The 19,733-nt window shown below is 59.1% G+C and carries 13 protein-coding genes and 1 pseudogene; 9 read left to right on the forward strand and 5 right to left on the reverse strand.

Annotated elements, in window-relative coordinates; all coding sequences use genetic code 11:
• Window positions 1-215: 215 nt before the first annotated feature.
• Entirely contained in the window at window positions 216-3,854 is a 3,639-nt protein-coding gene (locus tag FBY01_RS19115) for a transporter substrate-binding domain-containing protein (protein WP_256664430.1), read from the forward strand.
• Window positions 3,855-3,872: 18 nt separating this feature from the next.
• Here the strand turns inward: FBY01_RS19115 and FBY01_RS19120 are convergent, their stop codons facing one another.
• Window positions 3,873-4,184 carry a hypothetical protein gene (locus FBY01_RS19120; protein ID WP_145309027.1) on the reverse strand — a complete coding sequence of 104 codons (312 nt, stop codon included), beginning with the start codon at window positions 4,182-4,184 and terminating at the stop codon, window positions 3,873-3,875.
• Window positions 4,185-4,734: 550 nt separating this feature from the next.
• Here FBY01_RS19120 and FBY01_RS19125 point away from each other — a divergent pair.
• The 6 genes and pseudogenes from FBY01_RS19125 to FBY01_RS19190 all read left to right on the forward strand — a co-directional run bounded on the left by FBY01_RS19125 (window position 4,735) and on the right by FBY01_RS19190 (window position 14,885).
• Window positions 4,735-5,628 carry an EAL domain-containing protein gene (locus tag FBY01_RS19125; protein ID WP_145309029.1) on the forward strand — a complete coding sequence of 298 codons (894 nt, stop codon included), beginning with the start codon at window positions 4,735-4,737 and terminating at the stop codon, window positions 5,626-5,628.
• Window positions 5,629-5,951: 323 nt separating this feature from the next.
• Window positions 5,952-6,059: pseudogene (locus FBY01_RS32260) on the forward strand (ESPR domain-containing protein); the annotation flags it as partial.
• Window positions 6,060-6,758: 699 nt separating this feature from the next.
• Entirely contained in the window at window positions 6,759-12,938 is a 6,180-nt protein-coding gene (locus tag FBY01_RS32135; RefSeq protein ID WP_306092899.1) for a YadA-like family protein, read from the forward strand.
• A 49-nt stretch (window positions 12,939-12,987) separates the two neighbouring features.
• Complete coding sequence (locus FBY01_RS19180; protein WP_145309031.1) at window positions 12,988-13,863, forward strand: hypothetical protein; 876 nt, start codon at window positions 12,988-12,990, stop codon at window positions 13,861-13,863.
• Between the two features lie 30 nt (window positions 13,864-13,893).
• Window positions 13,894-14,235, forward strand: coding sequence for a hypothetical protein (locus FBY01_RS19185; RefSeq protein WP_145309033.1), 342 nt, complete (start codon window positions 13,894-13,896; stop codon window positions 14,233-14,235).
• 32 nt (window positions 14,236-14,267) lie between these two features.
• Window positions 14,268-14,885 carry a hypothetical protein gene (locus tag FBY01_RS19190; RefSeq protein WP_145309035.1) on the forward strand — a complete coding sequence of 206 codons (618 nt, stop codon included), beginning with the start codon at window positions 14,268-14,270 and terminating at the stop codon, window positions 14,883-14,885.
• Window positions 14,886-14,914: 29 nt separating this feature from the next.
• On the opposite strand, the gene yegQ is transcribed toward FBY01_RS19190, so the two are convergent.
• Window positions 14,915-16,240 carry a tRNA 5-hydroxyuridine modification protein YegQ gene (gene yegQ / locus FBY01_RS19195; RefSeq protein ID WP_145309037.1) on the reverse strand — a complete coding sequence of 442 codons (1,326 nt, stop codon included), beginning with the start codon at window positions 16,238-16,240 and terminating at the stop codon, window positions 14,915-14,917.
• Window positions 16,241-16,404: 164 nt separating this feature from the next.
• Here yegQ and FBY01_RS19200 point away from each other — a divergent pair, with 164 nt between their 5' ends.
• On the forward strand, window positions 16,405-17,466 hold the full coding sequence (locus FBY01_RS19200; RefSeq protein ID WP_145309039.1) for an AI-2E family transporter: 1,062 nt from the start codon (window positions 16,405-16,407) through the stop codon (window positions 17,464-17,466).
• Here FBY01_RS19200 and FBY01_RS19205 read toward each other — a convergent pair.
• The 3 genes from FBY01_RS19205 to FBY01_RS19215 form a co-directional block, all read right to left on the reverse strand.
• Window positions 17,463-17,645 (reverse strand): hypothetical protein, encoded by a 183-nt coding sequence (locus FBY01_RS19205; protein ID WP_010458664.1) that lies wholly within the window; start codon window positions 17,643-17,645, stop codon window positions 17,463-17,465. The genes FBY01_RS19200 and FBY01_RS19205 overlap by 4 nt on opposite strands.
• Before the next feature lie 100 nt (window positions 17,646-17,745).
• Complete coding sequence (locus tag FBY01_RS19210) at window positions 17,746-17,940, reverse strand: hypothetical protein (RefSeq protein ID WP_003179723.1); 195 nt, start codon at window positions 17,938-17,940, stop codon at window positions 17,746-17,748.
• Window positions 17,941-18,175: 235 nt separating this feature from the next.
• The gene (locus tag FBY01_RS19215) at window positions 18,176-18,541 is read right to left on the reverse strand and encodes a hypothetical protein (RefSeq protein WP_010458670.1); all 366 of its coding nucleotides are present in this window, start codon (window positions 18,539-18,541) and stop codon (window positions 18,176-18,178) included.
• 245 nt (window positions 18,542-18,786) lie between these two features.
• On the opposite strand from FBY01_RS19215, the gene FBY01_RS19220 reads away from it, so the two are divergent.
• Window positions 18,787-19,605: a shikimate 5-dehydrogenase gene (locus FBY01_RS19220; RefSeq protein WP_145309041.1), complete on the forward strand. Its 819-nt coding sequence runs from the start codon at window positions 18,787-18,789 to the stop codon at window positions 19,603-19,605.
• Window positions 19,606-19,733 lie beyond the last annotated feature (128 nt).

A 19,733-nucleotide genomic window follows, 5' to 3' on the forward strand; every position in this document is an offset into this window, starting at 1 on the left:
CTCGGCGGTAACGCTGCACAGGAACGAGCGCTGCCCTTGGGAAATTTCCTACATTCAGAAAGAAATTTCCCATGGATACTCAACGAAGCCCGGACAATCGGCATCCGTTCACCCGGGCAACTGTCAGGGCCTGAAACCCAAAAAACAACGTGAATCCGGTTGTGTGTCTTGCGGACTTCGCCAAGCGTAACAGTCTGATCTGAATGAAAATGCTCATGCGTAACTATCTGCTTGCGGTGCTTTTGCTCGGCCTGTTGGGAGGTATTTCGACCGTACAGGCCCAGGTGCAATCCCTCAATCTCTTCGGCCGTTCGAATGGCGAGCATTATGCCGTCCCTCTGGATGACGCCGACTGGCGTTGGTTGCGCAGCAAGAGCTCATTGCGCCTGGGCGTGTCCGCGCCGGGCTATCCACCCTTCGACATCGTCACCAATGGCCAGGATTACGAGGGGATCACGGCGGATTACGCCGAGCTGCTGGCGGCAATATTGAACATCAAGATCGAGGTTCGTCGTTACGACTCTCGGGCCGAGGTGATCCAGGCACTCAAGCGCGGTGAGCTGGATCTGGTGGGCACTGCCAATGGTTGCGATGCGCAAGATCCGGCGTTGGCGCTGACCAGTGACTATGTAGACGCCCCGTCGGTGCTGGTCACTCGCAGTGGCGTCGACCCGGTGTTGACGCCAGACCTGGCCGACAGTCGCCTGGCCATGCTTGACCACTATCAGCCATCAGACAAGATCAGTACCGCTTATCCCAAGGCCGAGCTGCAGCTGTACCCTTCGGCCCAAGGCGCTATCGGTGCCGTGGCGTTTGGTCAGGCGGATGCCTTCCTGGGTGATCTCATCAGTTCCCACTATCTGGTCAGCAAACACTTCCTCAATGACGTCCGCCTGGCAACGTTGCCGGGCGTGTTCACCACGCATTTCTCTTTCGCCGTCAACCAGAGCAGCGGTCGATTGCTGTACATCATCAATGCAGCGTTGGCGGCGATCCCCACCACGGATCGCATGACGATTCTGCGCCGTTGGAGTGCGGGCGACATGAGCATGACCGGCCTGCATCCACTTCAGCTCAGCGGGGCCGAACAACGGTGGCTGAAAAAGCATCCGCGCCTGACCGTGGCCGTCAACGACAGCCTCGCTCCTGTTTCTTTCTTCGATGAACAGGGTGAGTTCCGGGGGATCAGTGCCGAGGTCCTGGCCAAGATCAGCCAGCGCACCGGTTTGAAATTCGATGTGCTGCGCGGCGATTCGATGAACCCATTGATTGAGAAAATCAGAAGCGGTGAAGCCGATCTGATTGCGTCGTTCATTCCCAGTCCCGAACGCGAAAGCCAGCTGCGGTTCACCCGCCCTTATTTGACCAATCCGTTTGTGCTGGTCACTCGGGACGAGTCGGGCAGCCCCGAAAGACTGGAGGCCATGGTCGGCAAAAAAATGGCCATCAGGCGTGGCAATGCACTACTTGATTTCATCACCCAGACATTCCCCGGCATACAACTGATCAAGACAACCACTGCGGCCGAGGCCATGGCGTTGGTGGCCAAAGGGGAGGCGGACGGTGCCATCAATTCGCTGATCAACGGGCGTTACTTGATCTTGCGCGAATACCGCGACCGACTGCGCGTGGCCGGCATCGCCGGTTCACAGTTGGTCCAGACTGGCTTCGCGACCGATCGTGGGGCGCTGGAACTGTATTCAATCCTGGACAAGGCCCTGCGAAGCATTCCTCCAGAAGAACTGGATGACTTGACGGGCCGCTGGCACCACGACGTGGTGATCGATAATGGCAGCTGGCTGCACCATCGCTCAGCGATCATTCAGGGGTTTGTCCTGTTTGCGCTGTTGTTGATGGTGGCCGTGGGCTGGATCATTTACTTGCGCCAGCTGATGTGTAAACGCGAAAAGGCCGAGTTGGCGCTCAACGATCAGATGGAGTTCATGCGCGTCCTGATCGATGGCACGCCTCATCCGATTTACGTCCGTGACCGTCTGGGGCGGCTGGTGAGTTGCAATTCTGCGTACCTGGACGTGCTGGGCGTTCCCCGCGAGACGGTGATGGGCCAGCAGATTACCGACAGCATCCTGGTCGGACCTTCCGATGCCCAGACCTTTCAGGCCGAGTACGTGAGGGTGATGGAGGAGGGGACGCGATGGATACAGGATCGGACCTACACCCACAAAGACGGTGAGGTCCACACGGTGTATCACTGGATGTTGCCGTATCACACCAGTGATGGCGTGGTCGCCGGTATCATCGCCGGCTGGATCGATATCAGTGACCGCCAGCGATTGTTCGAAGAATTGCAGAACGCCAAGAAAAGTGCCGATGACGCCAACCGGGCGAAAACCACCTTCCTGGCCACCATGAGTCATGAAATCCGCACCCCGATGAATGCCGTGATCGGCATGCTCGAACTGGCGATGAAGAGGGCCGACCAAGGCGTCATGGACCGGTTCGCTATTGAGGTCGCCGCTGGCGCGGCACGGGGACTGCTGGACCTGATCGGCGACATTCTCGATATTGCGCGCATTGAATCCGGCCGCCTGTCCCTGGCCCCTGCACGGGCCAACCTGCGTGAACTGGTCGAATCAGTGGTGCGGATGTTCGAAGGCGTGGCGCGGCAGAAAGGCCTGCGGTTGTTGCTGGATTTCGACCTCAAGGCCAGTTGCGATGTCCTGATCGACCCGTTGCGCTTCAAACAGATTCTTTCGAACCTGCTGAGCAACGCGATCAAGTTCACCGATGAAGGCGAGGTCCTTTTGAGCGTGCAGGCCGTGCCCGGCGCGGGCGGCGAGTGTCTGGCGCTTCATGTGCAAGTCAAGGATACCGGCATTGGTATCTCCGCCAAGGATCAAGAGCAGTTGTTCAGCCCTTTCGGTCAGGCCAGCAATCATCACCAGTCGGCGCGGGGCGGTTCGGGGCTGGGCCTGGTCATCAGCCGTACCCTGTGTGAAATGATGCAGGGGCAATTGCACCTGACCAGCGTGCCGGGCAAGGGCACGCAGGTGGATATCTGCCTTGACCTTATTGTCTTGAAACCCATGCCCGCTGCCGAGTTGCCGGCGTCCGAACTGGTGTCTCAGGCGGGGGTGCTCAACATCCTGGTGATCGACGATTACCCGGCCAACCGTTTGCTGCTCTCCCAGCAATTGAGCTACCTCGGTCACGCCGTCAGCGACGCGGAAGACGGTGCCCATGGCCTGCGTGCCTGGCGCAACGGCTACTTCGATGTGGTCATCACCGACTGCAACATGCCCGTCATGAACGGTTATGAGCTGACCCGGGCGATTCGTGATGAAGAAAGGTCCTCGGGGGCCGTTCCTTGCCTGATCCTGGGATTCACTGCCAATGCCCAACCGGATGAAAAAGACCGCTGTCTGGCAGAGGGCATGGACGATTGCCTCTTCAAACCGATCAGTCTCGGGGACCTGAGTGCCCGACTCGCCTCGGTTCAACCTCGCGCTGAGTCATTGCCGGTTGGCTCAAAGGTGGATGAAATTGAAGACGACATCGATCTGGCCAGCTTGCAGCAACTGACGCGTGGCGATGGCGCCGCGATCCAGAGTTTGCTTGGCGATCTGGGCTCCAGCAACGAAGAGGACATGTTGCGGCTGATCAAACTGTTTGGCGAGCATGACCTGTCGGGGCTTTCCGATCTTGCCCATCGGGTCAAGGGCGGCGCCCGAATCGTCAAGGCGAGCCGTTTGATCCAGTGCTGCGAGCAGTTGGAAGCCGCCTGCATGGGGACGGACTCCGCTGTGCTGACAGAGGCCGTGGACGCGTTGCAGCAAGCGATGGAACGGTTGGCGCAAACGCTGGAGCAGCGCATCGGTGATCCGGCAATGTAGATCCACGCCCGGCATTGGTTATTCGACGTTGAAAACGATCCCGTCCTCTCTGGCGATCACTCGCGCTTTATCGATTTTCATCCTCATGGTTCTGGCCGCCTCCTTGAGCGTGCGCCCGGCTTCAGCATGCTCGCGCAGTGCTCGTGCGAGTTTTGTGCGGACGACTTGTTGCGTCTTGTGATGGCCAGTGACATGCCGTACTGAATGGACCCCGCTATGGCCGGTGGGAATGTCCTGGATGGTTTTCCCGGCTGCAAAAAACTGCTCTTTATACTTTTCAAGGTCGGCAGCAATGATTTCGCGCGGGTGAAGTTTGATCTCGTCACTCACTGCACACTCCAATGGGTTTTCGTGTGAGGTTTTTTGTGGGGGAAGTGCTGGGGTATTCATGGTTTAAACGTTTCTATTAAGTTAATACTTGCGTTAGTCATGCGCGGGATCACTCAGCAAGTTTGCACCCCTGTCGCTTGTTAAGTTGCTGCAACAGTCTTTCCATTTGTCGTGTCAGGTTCTGGAGGGTTGCGGCGCCTCTGTCGCGATCTTCGCCTCGCCAGGATTCGCTGTGCGCGGTTAATAACTTAAGGTTTTCTTCGTGTCGCCTGAGTAAGATCCGTAGTTGCTTTCGCTCTTTCATCACGTCGGACTCTGTCTTGGGGAAGTGGGCCGATACCCGAATTGAACTTGCGTTAAACATTAGTGATGGAAGCTGTGACCTGTCTGTAGGAAATTTCGCAAGGAGCAAACAATCCACCAGCGCTCTGTCGGAATACTCCAAATCATCACCTTGGGAAATTTCCTACACTCAGAAGGAAGTTTCCTAGAGATACCCACAGGTCTGGCGCGGACAATTGGCTCATCCCTTTAAGAGTGAGCCGCTCCCATGCCCATGCTCCCGTTACGCGTTCCGGTATTTGGCGACAACGCCTTCCATCGCTCGATGGCGGCCAGCATGCTGGGCTCACCTTTGGACGCACCGGTCGTGCCACCAGTGGCGGTGCTGGCCACGGAAGAAGAGGTGCGCCGCGCATTCAGCGACCAGCAGTTGCAGACTTACTTTCAGCCAAAATTCAATCTGTTGACCAGTGAAGTGTGCAGTGTCGAAGCCTTGGCCCGTTGGCACCACCCATTCAAAGGTGTATTGCCGCCCTCCGTGTTCCTGCCGGTTATCGAGCGATGCGGGTGGATGGATGACTTGCTGTTCTTTCAGCTGGATCAAGGGTTGAGGCTCCAGCGTCAGGCACTCAATCAGGGATTCGCCCTGAACGTCGCCTTCAATCTGCAGGCTGCGCAACTGGCCAATGCCGAACTCGCGGGTCGGATCAAGACGATGCTCTGCGTTCACGAATTGCCCGGTTCAGGGCTGACATTCGAACTGACCGAAACGGGATTGATCGAAGCGCCTTCGACCAGCCTGGAAAACCTGGTGCGCCTGCGAATGATGGGGTGTGATCTGTCGATCGATGATTTCGGCGCGGGGTTTTCATCGCTGCAGCGCTTGTGTCAGTTGCCGTTTAACGAAATCAAACTCGACGCTGAATTCGTTCGCGGGCTCAAGCAAGAGCCGCGTTGCCGCGCCGTTATCAGCAGCACCCTGGCGCTGGGCCAGGCGTTGGGCATGACGGTGGTGATCGAAGGCATCGAAACTGAAGAAGAACGTCAGGTATTGCTGCAACTTGGGTGTACTCAAGGGCAGGGCTATTTGTGCGCGCGACCAATGATGGCGGCGGATTTATTGAATTGGCTGGAGCTTAAGTCAATGACTGCTCTGAGTTGATCTGTAAGTAATTGAACGATCTTGTAAAGTTTTCGCCTTGTCAGCTTTTGTTTGGTTTTTTGATATCGATTAAGCAGGAAATTTCCTACAAGCAGCAGGAAATTTCCTAACTTAATTCGCTGGGTGAGTCGAGACAATAGAGTCTCGTAGTTCCTGGGTGGACCCTGTTTTTTAAATAAGACGAAGTGCTGATTCTTGTCGTTTTCAGGGTCGTGCGTCGTTATAAAAGGCGGGGGTTTATATATCAAGGATTGAATTAAAAGCGGACGTCATCACGCCATGGATGACGCAGTTTCGGAGGTTGGCTCGACGCCAATACATTGATGAATAAAATATTTTCTGTTGTCTGGAACACGTCAATGTGTTGCTGGGTAGTTGCTTCCGAGTTGGCTGCGGCCAAAGGCAAGGGATCGGGATCCAGGTGCGCTGCCGGCGGGGGCATTTCGTCGGGGGATTCAGCATATTGGGCTTCTCTCGGGAACGGTTTTTTGCTGAAAAGTTTAGTGGCGGCGTTAATCGTGGTGCTGCCGTTAACGGGACATGCCTCATACAACCCTCCATCTGGCGGAGCAGGCTGCGCCGGCGGTACCGCTAACTATACGGGTGTAGACGGTACCACCCAAACTCGAACTTTTGGGGATGGGAGTGGAAATACTTCGATGCTTTACGGTTGTGACAGCAACGCAGCTACCTTCGTCGGCGCAACCTTGTCCGGCACAGGTTTGGTCGCGACTGGAAGCTACGCCACCGCGGTTGGCTATCTGAGTAAGGCAGGAATACAGGCTACCGCTCTGGGCGCGCAAGTCACCGCATCCAACTACAGCATCGCCATTGGCACTTTGAGTAAGACTTCCGCAGCTGGAGCTATTGCAATCGGCGGGTACCCTGCTGCGGGCGTTGCGAACGCTGTGGGCGCGCAAGCGGCTGCGACGAATGCAATTGCAGTCGGCAGCGGGTCATCTGTCGTCTCGACTGCTACATCAGGTATAGCCGTTGGCAATGGCGCCACAGTCAATGGCACTTTCGGTATTGCACAGGGCGACGGGATCACCAGTGGCGCAACCGGCCAGAACGTTGCGATCGGTTCGTCCGGCACCACTGCTAATTCCAGCACCGCTGCCGGCGGTGCAGTGGCAATCGGACGCGCACAGAAAGCCACAGGTAACGGCGCAGTTGCGATCGGTGATCCGAACGTATCGAACGGTACCGGCGCGGTGACGATGGGTGCGGACAATACGGCGGCAGGCAATCTGGCCGGTACGGTCGCTGCCAATGGCGCGGTTGCCATCGGCAATGCCAATAGCGCGATCGGCCAAGGTTCGGTGGCACTGGGTAATGCCAGCAGTGCGGCTGCAGCAGGCGCCGTGGCGCTGGGCGATACCGCAGTGGCTAACAATACCAACGATGTGGCGTTAGGTTCGAAGTCAACGACAGCTGCTCCGCATACCGGCACTACTGCGCAATTTGGTGCTACTGCAGCGGGCGTGCAAGCAGCGGCTTCGACCAACGGTGTGGTGTCGGTGGGTGCGGCAGGTACTGAGCGCCAAATCCAGAACGTTGCGGCAGGCGTGATTTCTGCCACCAGCACCGATGCTATTAACGGCTCTCAGCTGAATTCGGTCGTCACCGGCGTCAACAACGTGGGCACAACAACCGCCAGCACGTTGGGCGGCGGCGCGACCTATAGTCCGGCGACCGGCAATATCACCGGCTTCAGTCAGCCGATCAACAGTATCAGCGCGACCGGTGCAGTGGCTGGGCCTACAGCGCAGACAACAGTTGCCGCTGCCCTGACAGCGCTCAACACCAACGTTGATAACACGGCCAATATCGCCGTCAAATACGATGCGGTCGGCGGCAACGCCATCACCCTGGGGGCGACCGGCGGTGCCGGTGCACCGGCCGGCGGGGTGAAAATCACTAACCTCAGCGCCGGTGCCTTGAACGCCACCAGCACTGATGCAGTCAATGGCTCGCAGCTGTTTGCCACCGAAACGGCCGTCAACAATCTGGGAACCCAGACCACTACGCTGGGCAACACTTCGGCCAGCACCCTGGGCGGCGGCGTCACTTACTCGCCAGCCACGGGTTTGACTGGCTTCAGTCTGCCGATCAACGCGATCAGCACCACCGGTGCGGTCGGGGCAGCCACTGCGCAAGCCAGCGTAGCGGATGCATTGACGGCACTGAACACCGACACGGTCAACACCGCCAATATCGCGGTGAAATATGATGCGGTCGGCGGCAATGCCATCACCCTGGGGGCGACCGGCGGAGCAGGCGCACCGGCCGGCGGAGTGAAAATCACCAACCTCAGCGCTGGTGCCTTGAACGCCACCAGCACCGATGCGGTGAATGGTTCGCAGCTGTTTGCCACCGATACGGCCGTCAATAACCTGGGGACCCAGACCACAACGTTGGGCAATACCTCGGCCAGCACCCTGGGCGGCGGCACCACTTACTCGCCGGCCACAGGTCTCACTGGCTTCAGTCTGCCGATCAACGCGATCAGCACCACCGGTGCGGTCGGGGCAGCCACTGCGCAAACCAGCGTAGCGGATGCATTGACGGCACTGAACACCGACACGGTCAACACCGCCAACATCGCGGTGAAATACGATGCGGTCGGCGGAAACGCCATCACCCTGGGGGCGACTGGCGGTGCAGGCGCACCGGCCGGCGGGGTGAAAATCACCAACCTGAGTGCCGGTGCCTTGAACGCCACCAGCACTGATGCAGTGAATGGCAGCCAACTGTTTGCCACCGATACGGCCGTCAATAACCTGGGCACCCAAACCACAACTTTAGGCAACACCTCGGCCAGCACCCTGGGCGGCGGCGCCACTTACTCGCCGGCCACAGGTCTGACTGGCTTCAGTCTGCCGATCAACGCAATCAGCACCACCGGTGCGGTCGGGGCAGCCACTGCGCAAACCAGCGTAGCGGATGCATTGACGGCACTGAACACCGACACGGTTAACACCGCCAACATCGCGGTGAAATACGATGCGGTCGGCGGCAACGCGATCACCTTGGGGGCAACTGGAGGGGTCGGCGCACCGGCCGGCGGGGTGAAAATCACCAACCTGAGTGCTGGTGCCTTGAACGCCACCAGCACCGACGCGGTGAACGGTTCGCAGCTTTTTGCGACCAACCAGACCGTCGATGGCCTCGTCAACAACGGCGCGGGCATCAAGTATTTCCACAGCAATTCGATCCTCGCTGACAGCACTGCGACCGGCGTCGACAGCGTGGCCATCGGTCCAACGGCGAGTGCGACCGTGGCCAATGGTGTGGCGCTCGGCTCGAACTCATCAGCCACAGGCGCCACGCTGGCTAACGCCGCTTATGGTGTCGGCGGTGCGGCGACGGGGGGCGAAGTAAACATCGCCAATGGAGCAGATGGCCGTCGCCTTACCGGACTGGCCGCAGGCTCCAGCGCGACTGATGCGGTCAATGTCAGCCAACTGAATAAAGTGGGGCAGGACACGGCGACGGCCCTGGGCGGCGGCGCTGCACTTGATGCGACCGCGGGCACTTGGACGGCACCGAGTTATTCCACCAACAGCATCAGCGTCAACGGCACCAACACCGGGCCGTTGGCCAGCAACAACGTCGGCGCGGCATTGACCAACCTCAACACCAGCCTGACCAACACCGCTGCCGTCGCCGTGAAATACGACGACGCCAGCACCAAGACTCAGGTGACCTTCAACCCGGCAGGAACCGCGGTGAAGTTGACCAACATCGCAGCCGGTGCCTTGAACGGCACCAGTACCGACGCGGTGAACGGCTCGCAGCTTTTTGCGACCAACCAGACGGTCGATGGCCTCGTCAACAACGGCGCGGGCATCAAGTATTTCCACAGCAATTCGGTCCTCGCTGACAGCTCCGCGACCGGGCAGGACAGTGTGGCAATGGGGCCAGCGGCGGTTTCCGGTGGTGCCAATAGTGTTGCGCTGGGCAATGGCGCAACGACCAGCGTCGACAACAGCGTTGCCTTGGGTTCTGGCTCATCGGCAACGGGCACGACCCTGGCTAACGCCGCTTATGGTGTCGGCGGTGCGGCGACGGGGGGCGAAGTAAACATCGCCAATGGAGCAGATGGCCGTCGCCTTACCGGACTGGCCGCAGGCTCCAGCGCGACTGATGCGGTCAATGTCAGCCAACTGAATAAAGTGGGGCAGGACACGGCGACGGCCCTGGGCGGCGGCGCTGCACTTGATGCGACCGCGGGCACTTGGACGGCACCGAGTTATTCCACCAACAGCATCAGCGTCAACGGCACCAACACCGGGCCGTTGGCCAGCAACAACGTCGGCGCGGCATTGACCAACCTCAACACCAGCCTGACCAACACCGCTGCCGTCGCCGTGAAATACGACGACGCCAGCACCAAGACTCAGGTGACCTTCAACCCGGCAGGAACCGCGGTGAAGTTGACCAACATCGCAGCTGGTGCCTTGAACGGCACCAGCACCGATGCGGTGAACGGCTCGCAGCTGTTTGCGACCAACCAGACCGTCGATGGCCTCGTCAACAACGGCGCCGGCATCAAATATTTCCACAGCAATTCGGTCCTCGCCGACAGCACCGCAACCGGCCTCGACAGCGTAGCCATCGGCCCGACTGCGAGTGCAACCGTGGCCAACGGCGTGGCGCTTGGTTCGAACTCATCGGCCACTGGCGCCACGCTGGCTAACGCAGCTTATGGTGTCGGTGGTGCGGCGACGGGGGGCGAAGTAAACATCGCCAATGGAGCAGATGGCCGTCGCCTTACCGGACTGGCCGCCGGCGCCAGTGCGACGGACGCCGTCAACGTAGGCCAACTGAATAAAGTGGGGCAGGACACAGCGACCGCCCTGGGCGGGGGAGCGGCAGTCGATGCAACCACAGGGACATGGACGGCACCGAGCTATTCCACCAACAGCATCAGCGTCAACGGCACCAACACCGGTCCGTTGGCCAGCAACAACGTCGGCGCAGCATTGAGCAATTTCAATACCAGCCTGACCAACACCGCCGCCGTGGCCGTGAAATACGACGACGTCAGCACCAAGACTCAAGTGACCTTCAACCCGGCAGGCACCGCGGTCAAGTTGACCAACGTCGCGGCCGGCAACCTGAACAGCACCAGCACCGATGCAGTAAACGGCTCGCAGTTGTTCGCGACCAACCAAACCGTCGACAACATCGTCAACAACGGCACCGGCATCAAGTATTTCCACAGCAACTCGGTTCTCGCCGACAGCAGCGCGACCGGCCTGGACAGCGTCGCCATCGGCCCCGCGTCCACCGCCTCAGGCGTCAATTCGTTTGCTGCCGGCTCGGGCGCCAATGCGGCCGCTGATGGTGGTGTGGCACTGGGGCGTCAGAGTCAGGTTCAGGTAGCGGGTGGTATCGCATTGGGCGAAGGCTCGGTCGCGGACCGTGCCCTGGCACCGACCACTGGCACCATCCCGGTCGGCAGCGGGGCGATCATCTATGACACCTCGGATGCCACCTTGCTCGGCTCCGTGTCGGTGGGCAAGGCCGGTAGCTACCGGCAGATCACCAACGTAGCGGATGCCACCGAAGCCCATGATGCCGTGAACCTGCGTCAATTGACCGGAGCGATGGGCTCCTTGAGTTCGACCGGTACTCAATATTTCCATGCGAACTCGGCGAACCCTACGGACTCACTCGCCAGCGGTGCCGAGTCGGTTGCGGTAGGTCCGGCCACCGTGGTCAACGGTGACAACGGCATTGGTATCGGCAATCAGGCCACTGTCGGTCTGGCCGCTGCGGGTGGCATTGCCATCGGCCGTAATACGCAGGTGTTGCTGGCTTCCGGTATCGCCATGGGCAGCGCGGCCCAGGCTTCGGCGGAGCAATCGGTCGCGCTGGGTGCCGGTGCCAATGCGAGTCACGCCATGAGTGTGGCGCTGGGCTCGAGCTCGGTGACCACGGTCGGGGCCGAGACGAATTACAGCGCCTATCGATTGGCAGCACCGCAGACGTCGGTCGGCGAGATCGGCTTCGGCACGGCACTGGGCAATCGCAAGCTCACCGGGGTGGCGGCAGGTACGCAGGACAACGACGCGGTCAACGTGGCGCAACTGAAGTGGGTCGGTGATCAAGTGGATCAAAACACTTCGGATATCACCAACCTTGACGGTCGGGTCGGTGGCCTCGAGAACCTTATCGGCTCCGGAGGCGGCATCAAGTATTTGCACGTCAACTCCACCGGCGCCGACTCCGCTGCCACGGGTAGCAACTCGATGGCCTTAGGTTCCAGAGCCCTGGCGTCGGGTAACGGCTCGGTGGCGGTGGGCGACGCCGCCAAGGCTTCCGCTGACGGCAGCGTGGCGTTGGGCAGTGGTTCCAGCGATGAGGGGCGCGGTGCGGAGACCTACAACGGCAAGTATTCGGGGGAGAACAACCAGACCTCGGGCACGGTGTCGGTGGGCAATGTGGCGACCGGTGAAACCCGGACCGTCAGCAACGTCGCCGACGGCAAGGACGCCAACGATGCGGTCAACGTACGCCAACTCGACGGTGCAGTCGCCGAGTCCAAACAGTACACGGATGACTCGATTGCCGATCTCGGTGGCAATGCAGCTCAGCAGGGAGTCCGCATCAGCACCGTCGAGGGCGATGTCTCCAACATCAAGAACGGCACCGACGGCATGTTCCAGGTGAACAACAGCAGCGCCGCCGCCAAACCGAAAGCCACTGGCGTCGATTCGATCGCCGGGGGTACGGGGGCGGTGGCGTCGGGCAGAAACAGCGCGGCGGTCGGCACCAAGGCTCAGGCCAGCGGGGAAAACTCGGTCGCCTTGGGTAACGGGGCCAAGGCTTCGGCCAGGAACGCCACGGCATTGGGTGCCAATACGGTCGCTGATCGCGAGAACAGCGTATCGGTCGGCAGCGTGGGCAATGAGCGCCAGATCACCAACGTGGCGGCAGGCACCAGTGGCACGGATGCAGTGAACTACGACCAGTTGACCAAGAGCGTGGCGGGCATTACCGACAGCGCCAATGCCTACACCGACCAGCGTTATTCGGAGCTGAAAAATGACCTCAAGAAGCAGGACGACATTCTCAGCGCGGGGATTGCCGGTGCAATGGCAATGGCCAGCATGCCGCAATCGTACTCACCGGGCGCGAGCATGACGACGGTGGCTGCCAGTACCTATCGCGGTCAAGCGTCGGTCGCCTTTGGTGTTTCACATTTGTCCAGCAATGGGCGGTGGCTGACCAAGTTGCAGGGCTCTACCGACTCGCAGCGCCAGGTGGGAGTGGCCGTGGGTGTTGGTTATCAGTGGTGATGGCAGTTTTTGATACGTATCTATCCGACTTTTACTCAGGCAAAAAACCATGAACATAAAAACAATTTTCGTCACCACTCTGATCACTTTGTTGGCACTGGCCGGTTACGACAAGTTCCTGATCAACAGACCCGCGGACGTCAAGACCAACTGGCTCAACATTCCCGCTCTGCCGGTGATTCATGATGCGATATTCGAGTTGTCGCCGAAGTTCAACGGGCAGCGCAATGCGCCGGCGATGGAACAGCTTTGCGCGTTGGCCAGGGGCGAAGTGAAGCAGGAGCAGGTCAACGCCTTCCTCAAGCAGGCAGGAGTTGACGCAGAGAAGTTGCCGAAAAAAGGGAGCCAGTTTTCGCTGTTTATCAATGGCGACCAGTCAGGGCAAGCCACGGCCTGTGCGGCGTATCTGGCGACGACCGTATTGTCGCCGGTCAATGTGGCCGAGTTCATGCGCCCCGTCACAACGCCGGCAACCGATGGGCATCCGGAGAAATCGTCGCTGCAGGTTGATAACGCGTTGTTGACCACGGCGCTGTCGATCAAGTTGGCGGAGGCGCGGGCCAATGCTGATGTGTTTGCCTTGATCGCCGCCGAGTTGCAACGCAGTCCCGGTTTGACCATACCGCAATACCGTGAGCGCGCCGGGCAATTGTTTGCCCGCCTGGCTCCAACTTACCTGCAACGCATCAAGGATCAACTGCCGCCTGCGGACACGCAGTACAAGTTGCTGCAAATGGATGACAGTCGGTTTCTCTTCAGTAGCTCCGTAGGCAGCGTATTCGAGTTTGGTAGCAATGGTCTGATCCTGAACCTGGGCGGCATCACCTGGTATGGCGAAGGCAAGCTGCTGGGGAAGGATTACCCCCTACAGGTGGCTTACTTTGACAAGACCGTCAAGGCGTTGCTGTTACCTGCGAAATCGTGATGCAGACCTTCGATATCAACTTGCGAGTCAATGCTGATGCGACACACTGATTTTGTCTTTTCCCTTTTTGCGATTGGCTTTGCGTTGTCCGTCCCCGGGACAACGCAGGCCCACACCGGATCCCTCTATTGTGGATCGGCCTCGAACGGTCTTGGCGTCAATGCCCTCACCACGCAGTCGAAGCAGCGCGCATGTCCGGCGGCGATCGAGGTCGCCAATGCCTATATCCAGTTGAACTACAAGCTGGAGCCCGTCCTGATCATGAACAAGGGCGAGCGTTGGATCTGCCGGCAACGCCAGGGTCACACCAACCCTTACGGGGAATGCCTGATGCAGAAAAATCCCGATGAAAAGGTAACGCTTACTTCATAAACCAGAGACTGAGTGCTCGGACAAACACTTCTATGATCAGCTCCATTAATACCCGCACCTTAAAAGTGCTCGTTGCCCTCTGTTTTTCACATGTCGATGCTCATGCACAGGGCGTGGGCGAGCCGGCTGATGGCATTCATGTCATTAGCTCGGCGCATCCCGTGTGGTTGGTTGAGCAACCCTATGTCGAGGGCATCTTGCTGACGGCGAGCACTTACGGCAACAGCGCTTACGGCGACTATCAAACCAAGGCCAATCTGCAAATCAGCTGCCACCCGGAGAATCCAGAGGCCGGGCTTACGCTGCATTTCGCACCGGAGTCGCTGGGCTTCAACAGCGATCCATTTGAAGGTCCGGGTGCAGTGGGGGCAATGCGAATCACGACCGGCGCACGCACCGCCGTCGATCACCAGACCTCCGGCAGTTGGACTGACGGCGGGGTGTTCCAGGTGGGTACGATTTTTTCGCTCTACACAGCCATCCCGCGCGATGAATTGGCCTACTGGGCGAGTGATGCCTCACGCGGCCAACCCGTGCAGCTTTTCCTGGCGCCCAAAGAGGGCGGCAAGCCGTTGACCGCTACGTTTTCATTGCCAAAAAACAACGCCGGGTTGAAGAAAGTCATCCAGCCTTGCATTAACGGCCGCTGACACATGGCGTGTGTCAGCGGGGACAGGCGCTAAACGACACCCACATCCCGCATCAACAACCCGAACTTCAAATCCACCGCATCCGGAATCGGCACATACACCGTGTGCCCATCCCCCGGCGCCACTTCGATCGCTTCACCTTTGATGTTCTGCAACTGATGCAGATCGAAGTGGAAATTACCCTGGGGTGTCATCAGCTCCATGTGATCGCCCAGGCTGAACCGGTTCTTGACCTTTACCTGCGCCAGGCGATCACGGCGCTCGCCGGTCAACTCGCCGACAAACTGCTGGCGCTCTGATACCGAACTGCCGTGCTGATAGTTCTGGTATTCGTCATGCACATGCCGACGCAGGAAGCCTTCGGTGTAGCCGCGCTGGGCCAGGGACTCCAGATCCGTCATCAAGCTGCGATCGAACTCGCGACCGGCCACGGCATCATCAATCGCCCGGCGATAGACCTGCGTGGTGCGTGCGCAATAGAAGTGCGATTTGGTCCGGCCTTCGATCTTCAGCGAGTGCACGCCCATCTGCGTCAGCCGCCCGACATGCTGAACGGCGCGCAGGTCCTTGGCGTTCATGATGTAGGTGCCGTGCTCGTCCTCGAAGGCCGGCATCAATTCGTCAGGGCGATTGGCTTCCTGCAACAGGAACACCTGATCGGTCGGCGCGCCGATGCCCAGGGTCGGCTCGGGCTGGAATTGCTGAACGATTTCACCGAGCTGGTTTTCCGTGGCTTGCGTCGCCGAATACTTCCAGCGACAGGCGTTAGTGCAGCTGCCCTGATTGGCATCGCGCTTGTTCATGTAGCCCGATAACAGGCAGCGGCCGGAATAGGCCATGCACAGCGCGCCATGGACAAAGACCTCCAGCTCCATCGCCGGGACGTGCTGGCGGATCTCGGCGATTTCTTCCAGCGACAGTTCCCGGGACAGGATGATCCGGCTCAAGCCCTGTTGCTGCCAGAACTCGACACTGGCCCAGTTCACCGTGTTGGCTTGTACCGACAGGTGAATCGGCATCTGCGGGAAGTGTCGGCGCACCAGCATGATCAGGCCCGGGTCGGACATGATCAAAGCGTCCGGGGCCATGGCAATCACGGGGGCCAGGTCGTTGAGGAAGGTCTTGAGCTTGGCGTTGTGCGGCGCAATGTTCACCACCACATAGAAGCGCTTGCCTTGGGCCTGTGCCTCTTTGATGCCGAGCGCGAGATTGGCGTGGTCAAATTCGTTGTTGCGCACCCGCAGGCTGTAACGCGGCTGGCCGGCGTAGACCGCATCGGCACCGTAGGCGAAGGCGTATCGCATGTTTTTCAAGGTGCCGGCGGGAGCGAGCAGTTCTGGGGCAAGGAGCGTCATGGCAGTGTCGATCGCAAAAGTCCGGGAGGGTAATCGCCTTGCCCGCGAGGTTCATTGATCTGGATCTATGCTTGATGAACAAACGGATGGCACTCGCGCGAACCGTGGCGGACTAAGCATCAGCACGGCTCTTCAATACGAGAGCGCACTGACATGGATCGGACATGAACGAACAGACGGTACACAACAAATCGCTGGTGATCTTGCTCGGGGTGGTCACCGCCGCCTTTATCTGGATTTTGCTGCCGTTCTACGGCGCGGTGTTCTGGGCGGTGATCCTCGGGATTCTGTTCGCGCCGCTGCAACGCCGGATACAACTGAAGTTCAGCTGGCCGCGCAACCTGACGTCGTTGCTCACCCTGAGCATCTGCCTGGTGATCGCGATCCTGCCGGTGATTATCCTCAGCATCTTGCTGGTTCAGGAAGGGGCTGCGCTGTACAAGAGCATCGAAAGCGGCGAGCTGGACATCGCGGGGTATGTGACGCATTTCAAACACAGCCTGCCGCCGTACTTCCAGCATTTGCTGGATCGGGCCGGGCTCGGCGAGCTGGACGGGCTGCGGGAGAAAATCATCAAGAGTGCGGTGACGGGCAATGAGTTTGTCGCCACGCAAGTCTTCAGTTTCGGTCAGGGCACGTTCGATTTTGTGGTGGGTTTTTTCATCATGCTCTACCTGCTGTTCTTCTTCCTGCGAGACGGTGCGGAACTGGCGCGTAAAGTTCGCTCCGCCGTCCCGTTGCAGGAGCACCAGAAACGCCGTTTGCAGCTGAAGTTCAACCGTGTGGTGCGGGCGACCGTAAAGGGCAACCTGCTGGTGGCGATTACGCAGGGCGCATTGGGCGGTTTGATTTTCTGGTTTCTGGACATCCCGAGCGCGTTGCTCTGGGCGGTATTGATGGCGTTTCTATCGCTGTTGCCAGCCGTTGGGGCCGGGATTGTCTGGGCACCGGTAGCGGCGTTCTTCCTGTTCACCGGGGCGATCTGGCAAGGGATGGTGCTGGGGTTGTTCGGGGTTTTTGTGATCGGCCTGGTGGATAACGTGCTGCGCCCTATCCTGGTGGGCAAGGACACGAAGATGCCGGACTATCTGATCCTCATCTCGACCCTTGGCGGTCTGGCCATTTTCGGCCTGAACGGCTTTGTTATCGGGCCGCTGATTGCAGCGCTGTTCATGTCGAGCTGGGCGATCTTCATCGAAACCAAACCAAGGGTGCAGCTGCCTTAAGCGCTGAGCTGCCCCTGGCCGATTTGTTGCGACAGTGCCTTGGCGGCCGGCAGCGAAGTGAGCGGTCCGCTGATCGGTTCGCCGTCCTGCACCAGATACCAACAGGCGAGCAATCCTAGCTCTCTGAGCGGTGCGGGAACGGCGCTGCCAATTACGGACATGATCTGAACCTGGGACATAAATACCTCCATCAATCGATGGAGCTACCTTACGGACCTGCCTCGCGAACGGACAATCAACACTTTCGATAGTCGTCATTGACGCCAATGAGTTTTCAGCTCAGTCGACCACCAGGTCAAGCATATGGACCACTTCCTGCTCGTTGAGCAGGCCTTTGCGCACCAGGTTTTCGGCCAGCAGCGAAAGAAACTTGGCGCTGCGATGGCCTTCCAGGTGCTTGAGTTCGGTCAAAGCGTTGTACACCTTGCTGGAAGTGCACAAGCCGACAATGCGGTGCGGGTTTTGCGTGGGCATGAGGTCGTCCTTGTTTTTATCAACCTGTTGTTTACGCACAGATCCAAGCTTGCGGAGCTGACATGACATAAATATGACCGTTTTTCCCAAGTCGGGGGAAGGGCGGTCGAGTCAATCTTGCCAACTTGAACCGTCCACACTGTCTCCACAGCGACATTGGCGCGATTTTTCCAGACCTTCGCCGACGAACGGTCACAAAAAAGCCCCGCTGATTAGGCGGGGCCTGATGAGTCTGTTACCAGCGGCCATAACCGTGGGGATGGCCGTAGTAACCGCGCGGTGGACCGTAATAACCACGGGGCGGGCCGTAGTAAACCGGCGGTGGTGCGTAGTAGACCGGTTGCTGCACGTAGACTGGCGCAGGCTGGTAATAAACCGGTGGTGGCTGTTGTATGTAAACCGGCTGAGGCTGGGCGTAGACCGGTTGTTGTACATACACCGGTCGGTTGCTGTTGATGATGGCCGAGCCGACGATCGCCGAACCAACGATCGCGCCAAATACCGCTGGACCCTGCCAACCGTGACCGCCGCCAGCCTCTGCCTGCCCTGTGATAGCAAGAGCACCGAGCAGCAAGGCAACTGTGGGGATTTTACGGATCATGATAATTCCTCGGTTCTTCGACCCGGCGCTTGCGTCTGCAATAGACCCAAGGATCGTCGCGGGGATACCTCTAAGACAGCGTTTTTTTGAAAATCAGCACAGCCGTTGGGTAAATTTTGTGTAAGGTCTGTACCGGCTTCTTTACGGCCGCTGCCACCCTGCGCGGGCACGCCGTTATGATCGATCAGAATTCGATGGAATGGCTCATCCCGTCCATCTGAAAGTGCTTATGAAGGAGATATTTCATGCAGATGAACCCCAACCGAGACACCCAGCTGTGCATGTCGCTTTCCGGGCGTCCCGGCAATTTCGGCCTGCGGTTTCACAATCATCTGTATGAACAGTTGGGCCTGAATTTCTACTACAAGGCGTTCAGCAGTCAGGATCTGCCGGGTGCTGTTGGCGGCATTCGTGCGCTGGGTATTCGTGGCTGCGGCGTGTCGATGCCGTTCAAGGAGGCCTGCATTGCGCTGGTCGATGAGCTGGACGCGTCCGCAGCGGCCATTCAATCGATCAATACCATCGTCAACACCCATGGCCATCTCAAAGCCTACAACACCGATTACATCGCCATCGCCCAGCTGCTTGAAACCCATCAGGTGCCGAAGGAATCGACCTTTGCCCTGCGCGGCAGCGGCGGCATGGCCAAAGCCGTGGCCAGTGCCTTGCGTGATGGCGGCTATCAAAACGGCGTGATCGTGGCCCGTAACGAACAGGCCGGGCGGGCGTTGGCTGAATCACTGGGCTATCAGTGGCAGGCGGAACTGGGCTCTCAGCGTCCGCAGATGTTGATCAACGTCACGCCGATCGGCATGAGCGGCGGTCCCGAGGCCGATCAACTGGCGTTCGACGCTGAAACCATCGCGGCTGCCGAAACTGTCTTCGATGTGGTGGCGATTCCCTCGGAAACACCGCTGATCGTGCGCGGTCGCGCCGAGGGCAAACGCGTCATTACCGGGTTGGAAGTGATCGCGATCCAGGCGCTGGAGCAGTTTGTCCTGTACACCGGCGTGCAGCCGACGGATGAGCAGTTCAAGAAAGCGGTGGAGTTTGCTCGCGGTTGATCCTTCAGATTATTGGTTGGCTGTACCGGCCTCATCGCGAGCAGGCTCGCTTGTATGTTTAGACTTGAAGGGGTGGGTGGGACTAAAGCTCGTCATCTGACTCTAACCAGTACAGACCGTGGGAGACT

It is taken from the genome of Pseudomonas sp. SJZ077 (assembly GCF_007993905.1).
GTDB lineage: Bacteria > Pseudomonadota > Gammaproteobacteria > Pseudomonadales > Pseudomonadaceae > Aquipseudomonas > Aquipseudomonas mandelii.

Bases quoted from the DNA above. Each gene is read 5' to 3' on its own strand.
- FBY01_RS19210 (WP_003179723.1), bottom strand. From the start codon at position 17,940: ATGCCCACGCAAAACCCGCACCGCATTGTCGGCTTGTGCACTTCCAGC.
- FBY01_RS19220 (WP_145309041.1), top strand. From the start codon at position 18,787: ATGCAGATGAACCCCAACCGAGACACCCAGCTGTGCATGTCGCTTTCC.
- FBY01_RS19180 (WP_145309031.1), top strand. From the start codon at position 12,988: ATGAACATAAAAACAATTTTCGTCACCACTCTGATCACTTTGTTGGCA.
- FBY01_RS19200 (WP_145309039.1), top strand. From the start codon at position 16,405: ATGAACGAACAGACGGTACACAACAAATCGCTGGTGATCTTGCTCGGG.
- yegQ (WP_145309037.1), bottom strand. From the start codon at position 16,240: ATGACGCTCCTTGCCCCAGAACTGCTCGCTCCCGCCGGCACCTTGAAA.
- FBY01_RS19190 (WP_145309035.1), top strand. From the start codon at position 14,268: ATGATCAGCTCCATTAATACCCGCACCTTAAAAGTGCTCGTTGCCCTC.
- FBY01_RS19205 (WP_010458664.1), bottom strand. From the start codon at position 17,645: ATGTCCCAGGTTCAGATCATGTCCGTAATTGGCAGCGCCGTTCCCGCA.
- FBY01_RS19115 (WP_256664430.1), top strand. From the start codon at position 216: ATGCGTAACTATCTGCTTGCGGTGCTTTTGCTCGGCCTGTTGGGAGGT.
- FBY01_RS19125 (WP_145309029.1), top strand. From the start codon at position 4,735: ATGCCCATGCTCCCGTTACGCGTTCCGGTATTTGGCGACAACGCCTTC.
- FBY01_RS19185 (WP_145309033.1), top strand. From the start codon at position 13,894: ATGCTGATGCGACACACTGATTTTGTCTTTTCCCTTTTTGCGATTGGC.
- FBY01_RS19215 (WP_010458670.1), bottom strand. From the start codon at position 18,541: ATGATCCGTAAAATCCCCACAGTTGCCTTGCTGCTCGGTGCTCTTGCT.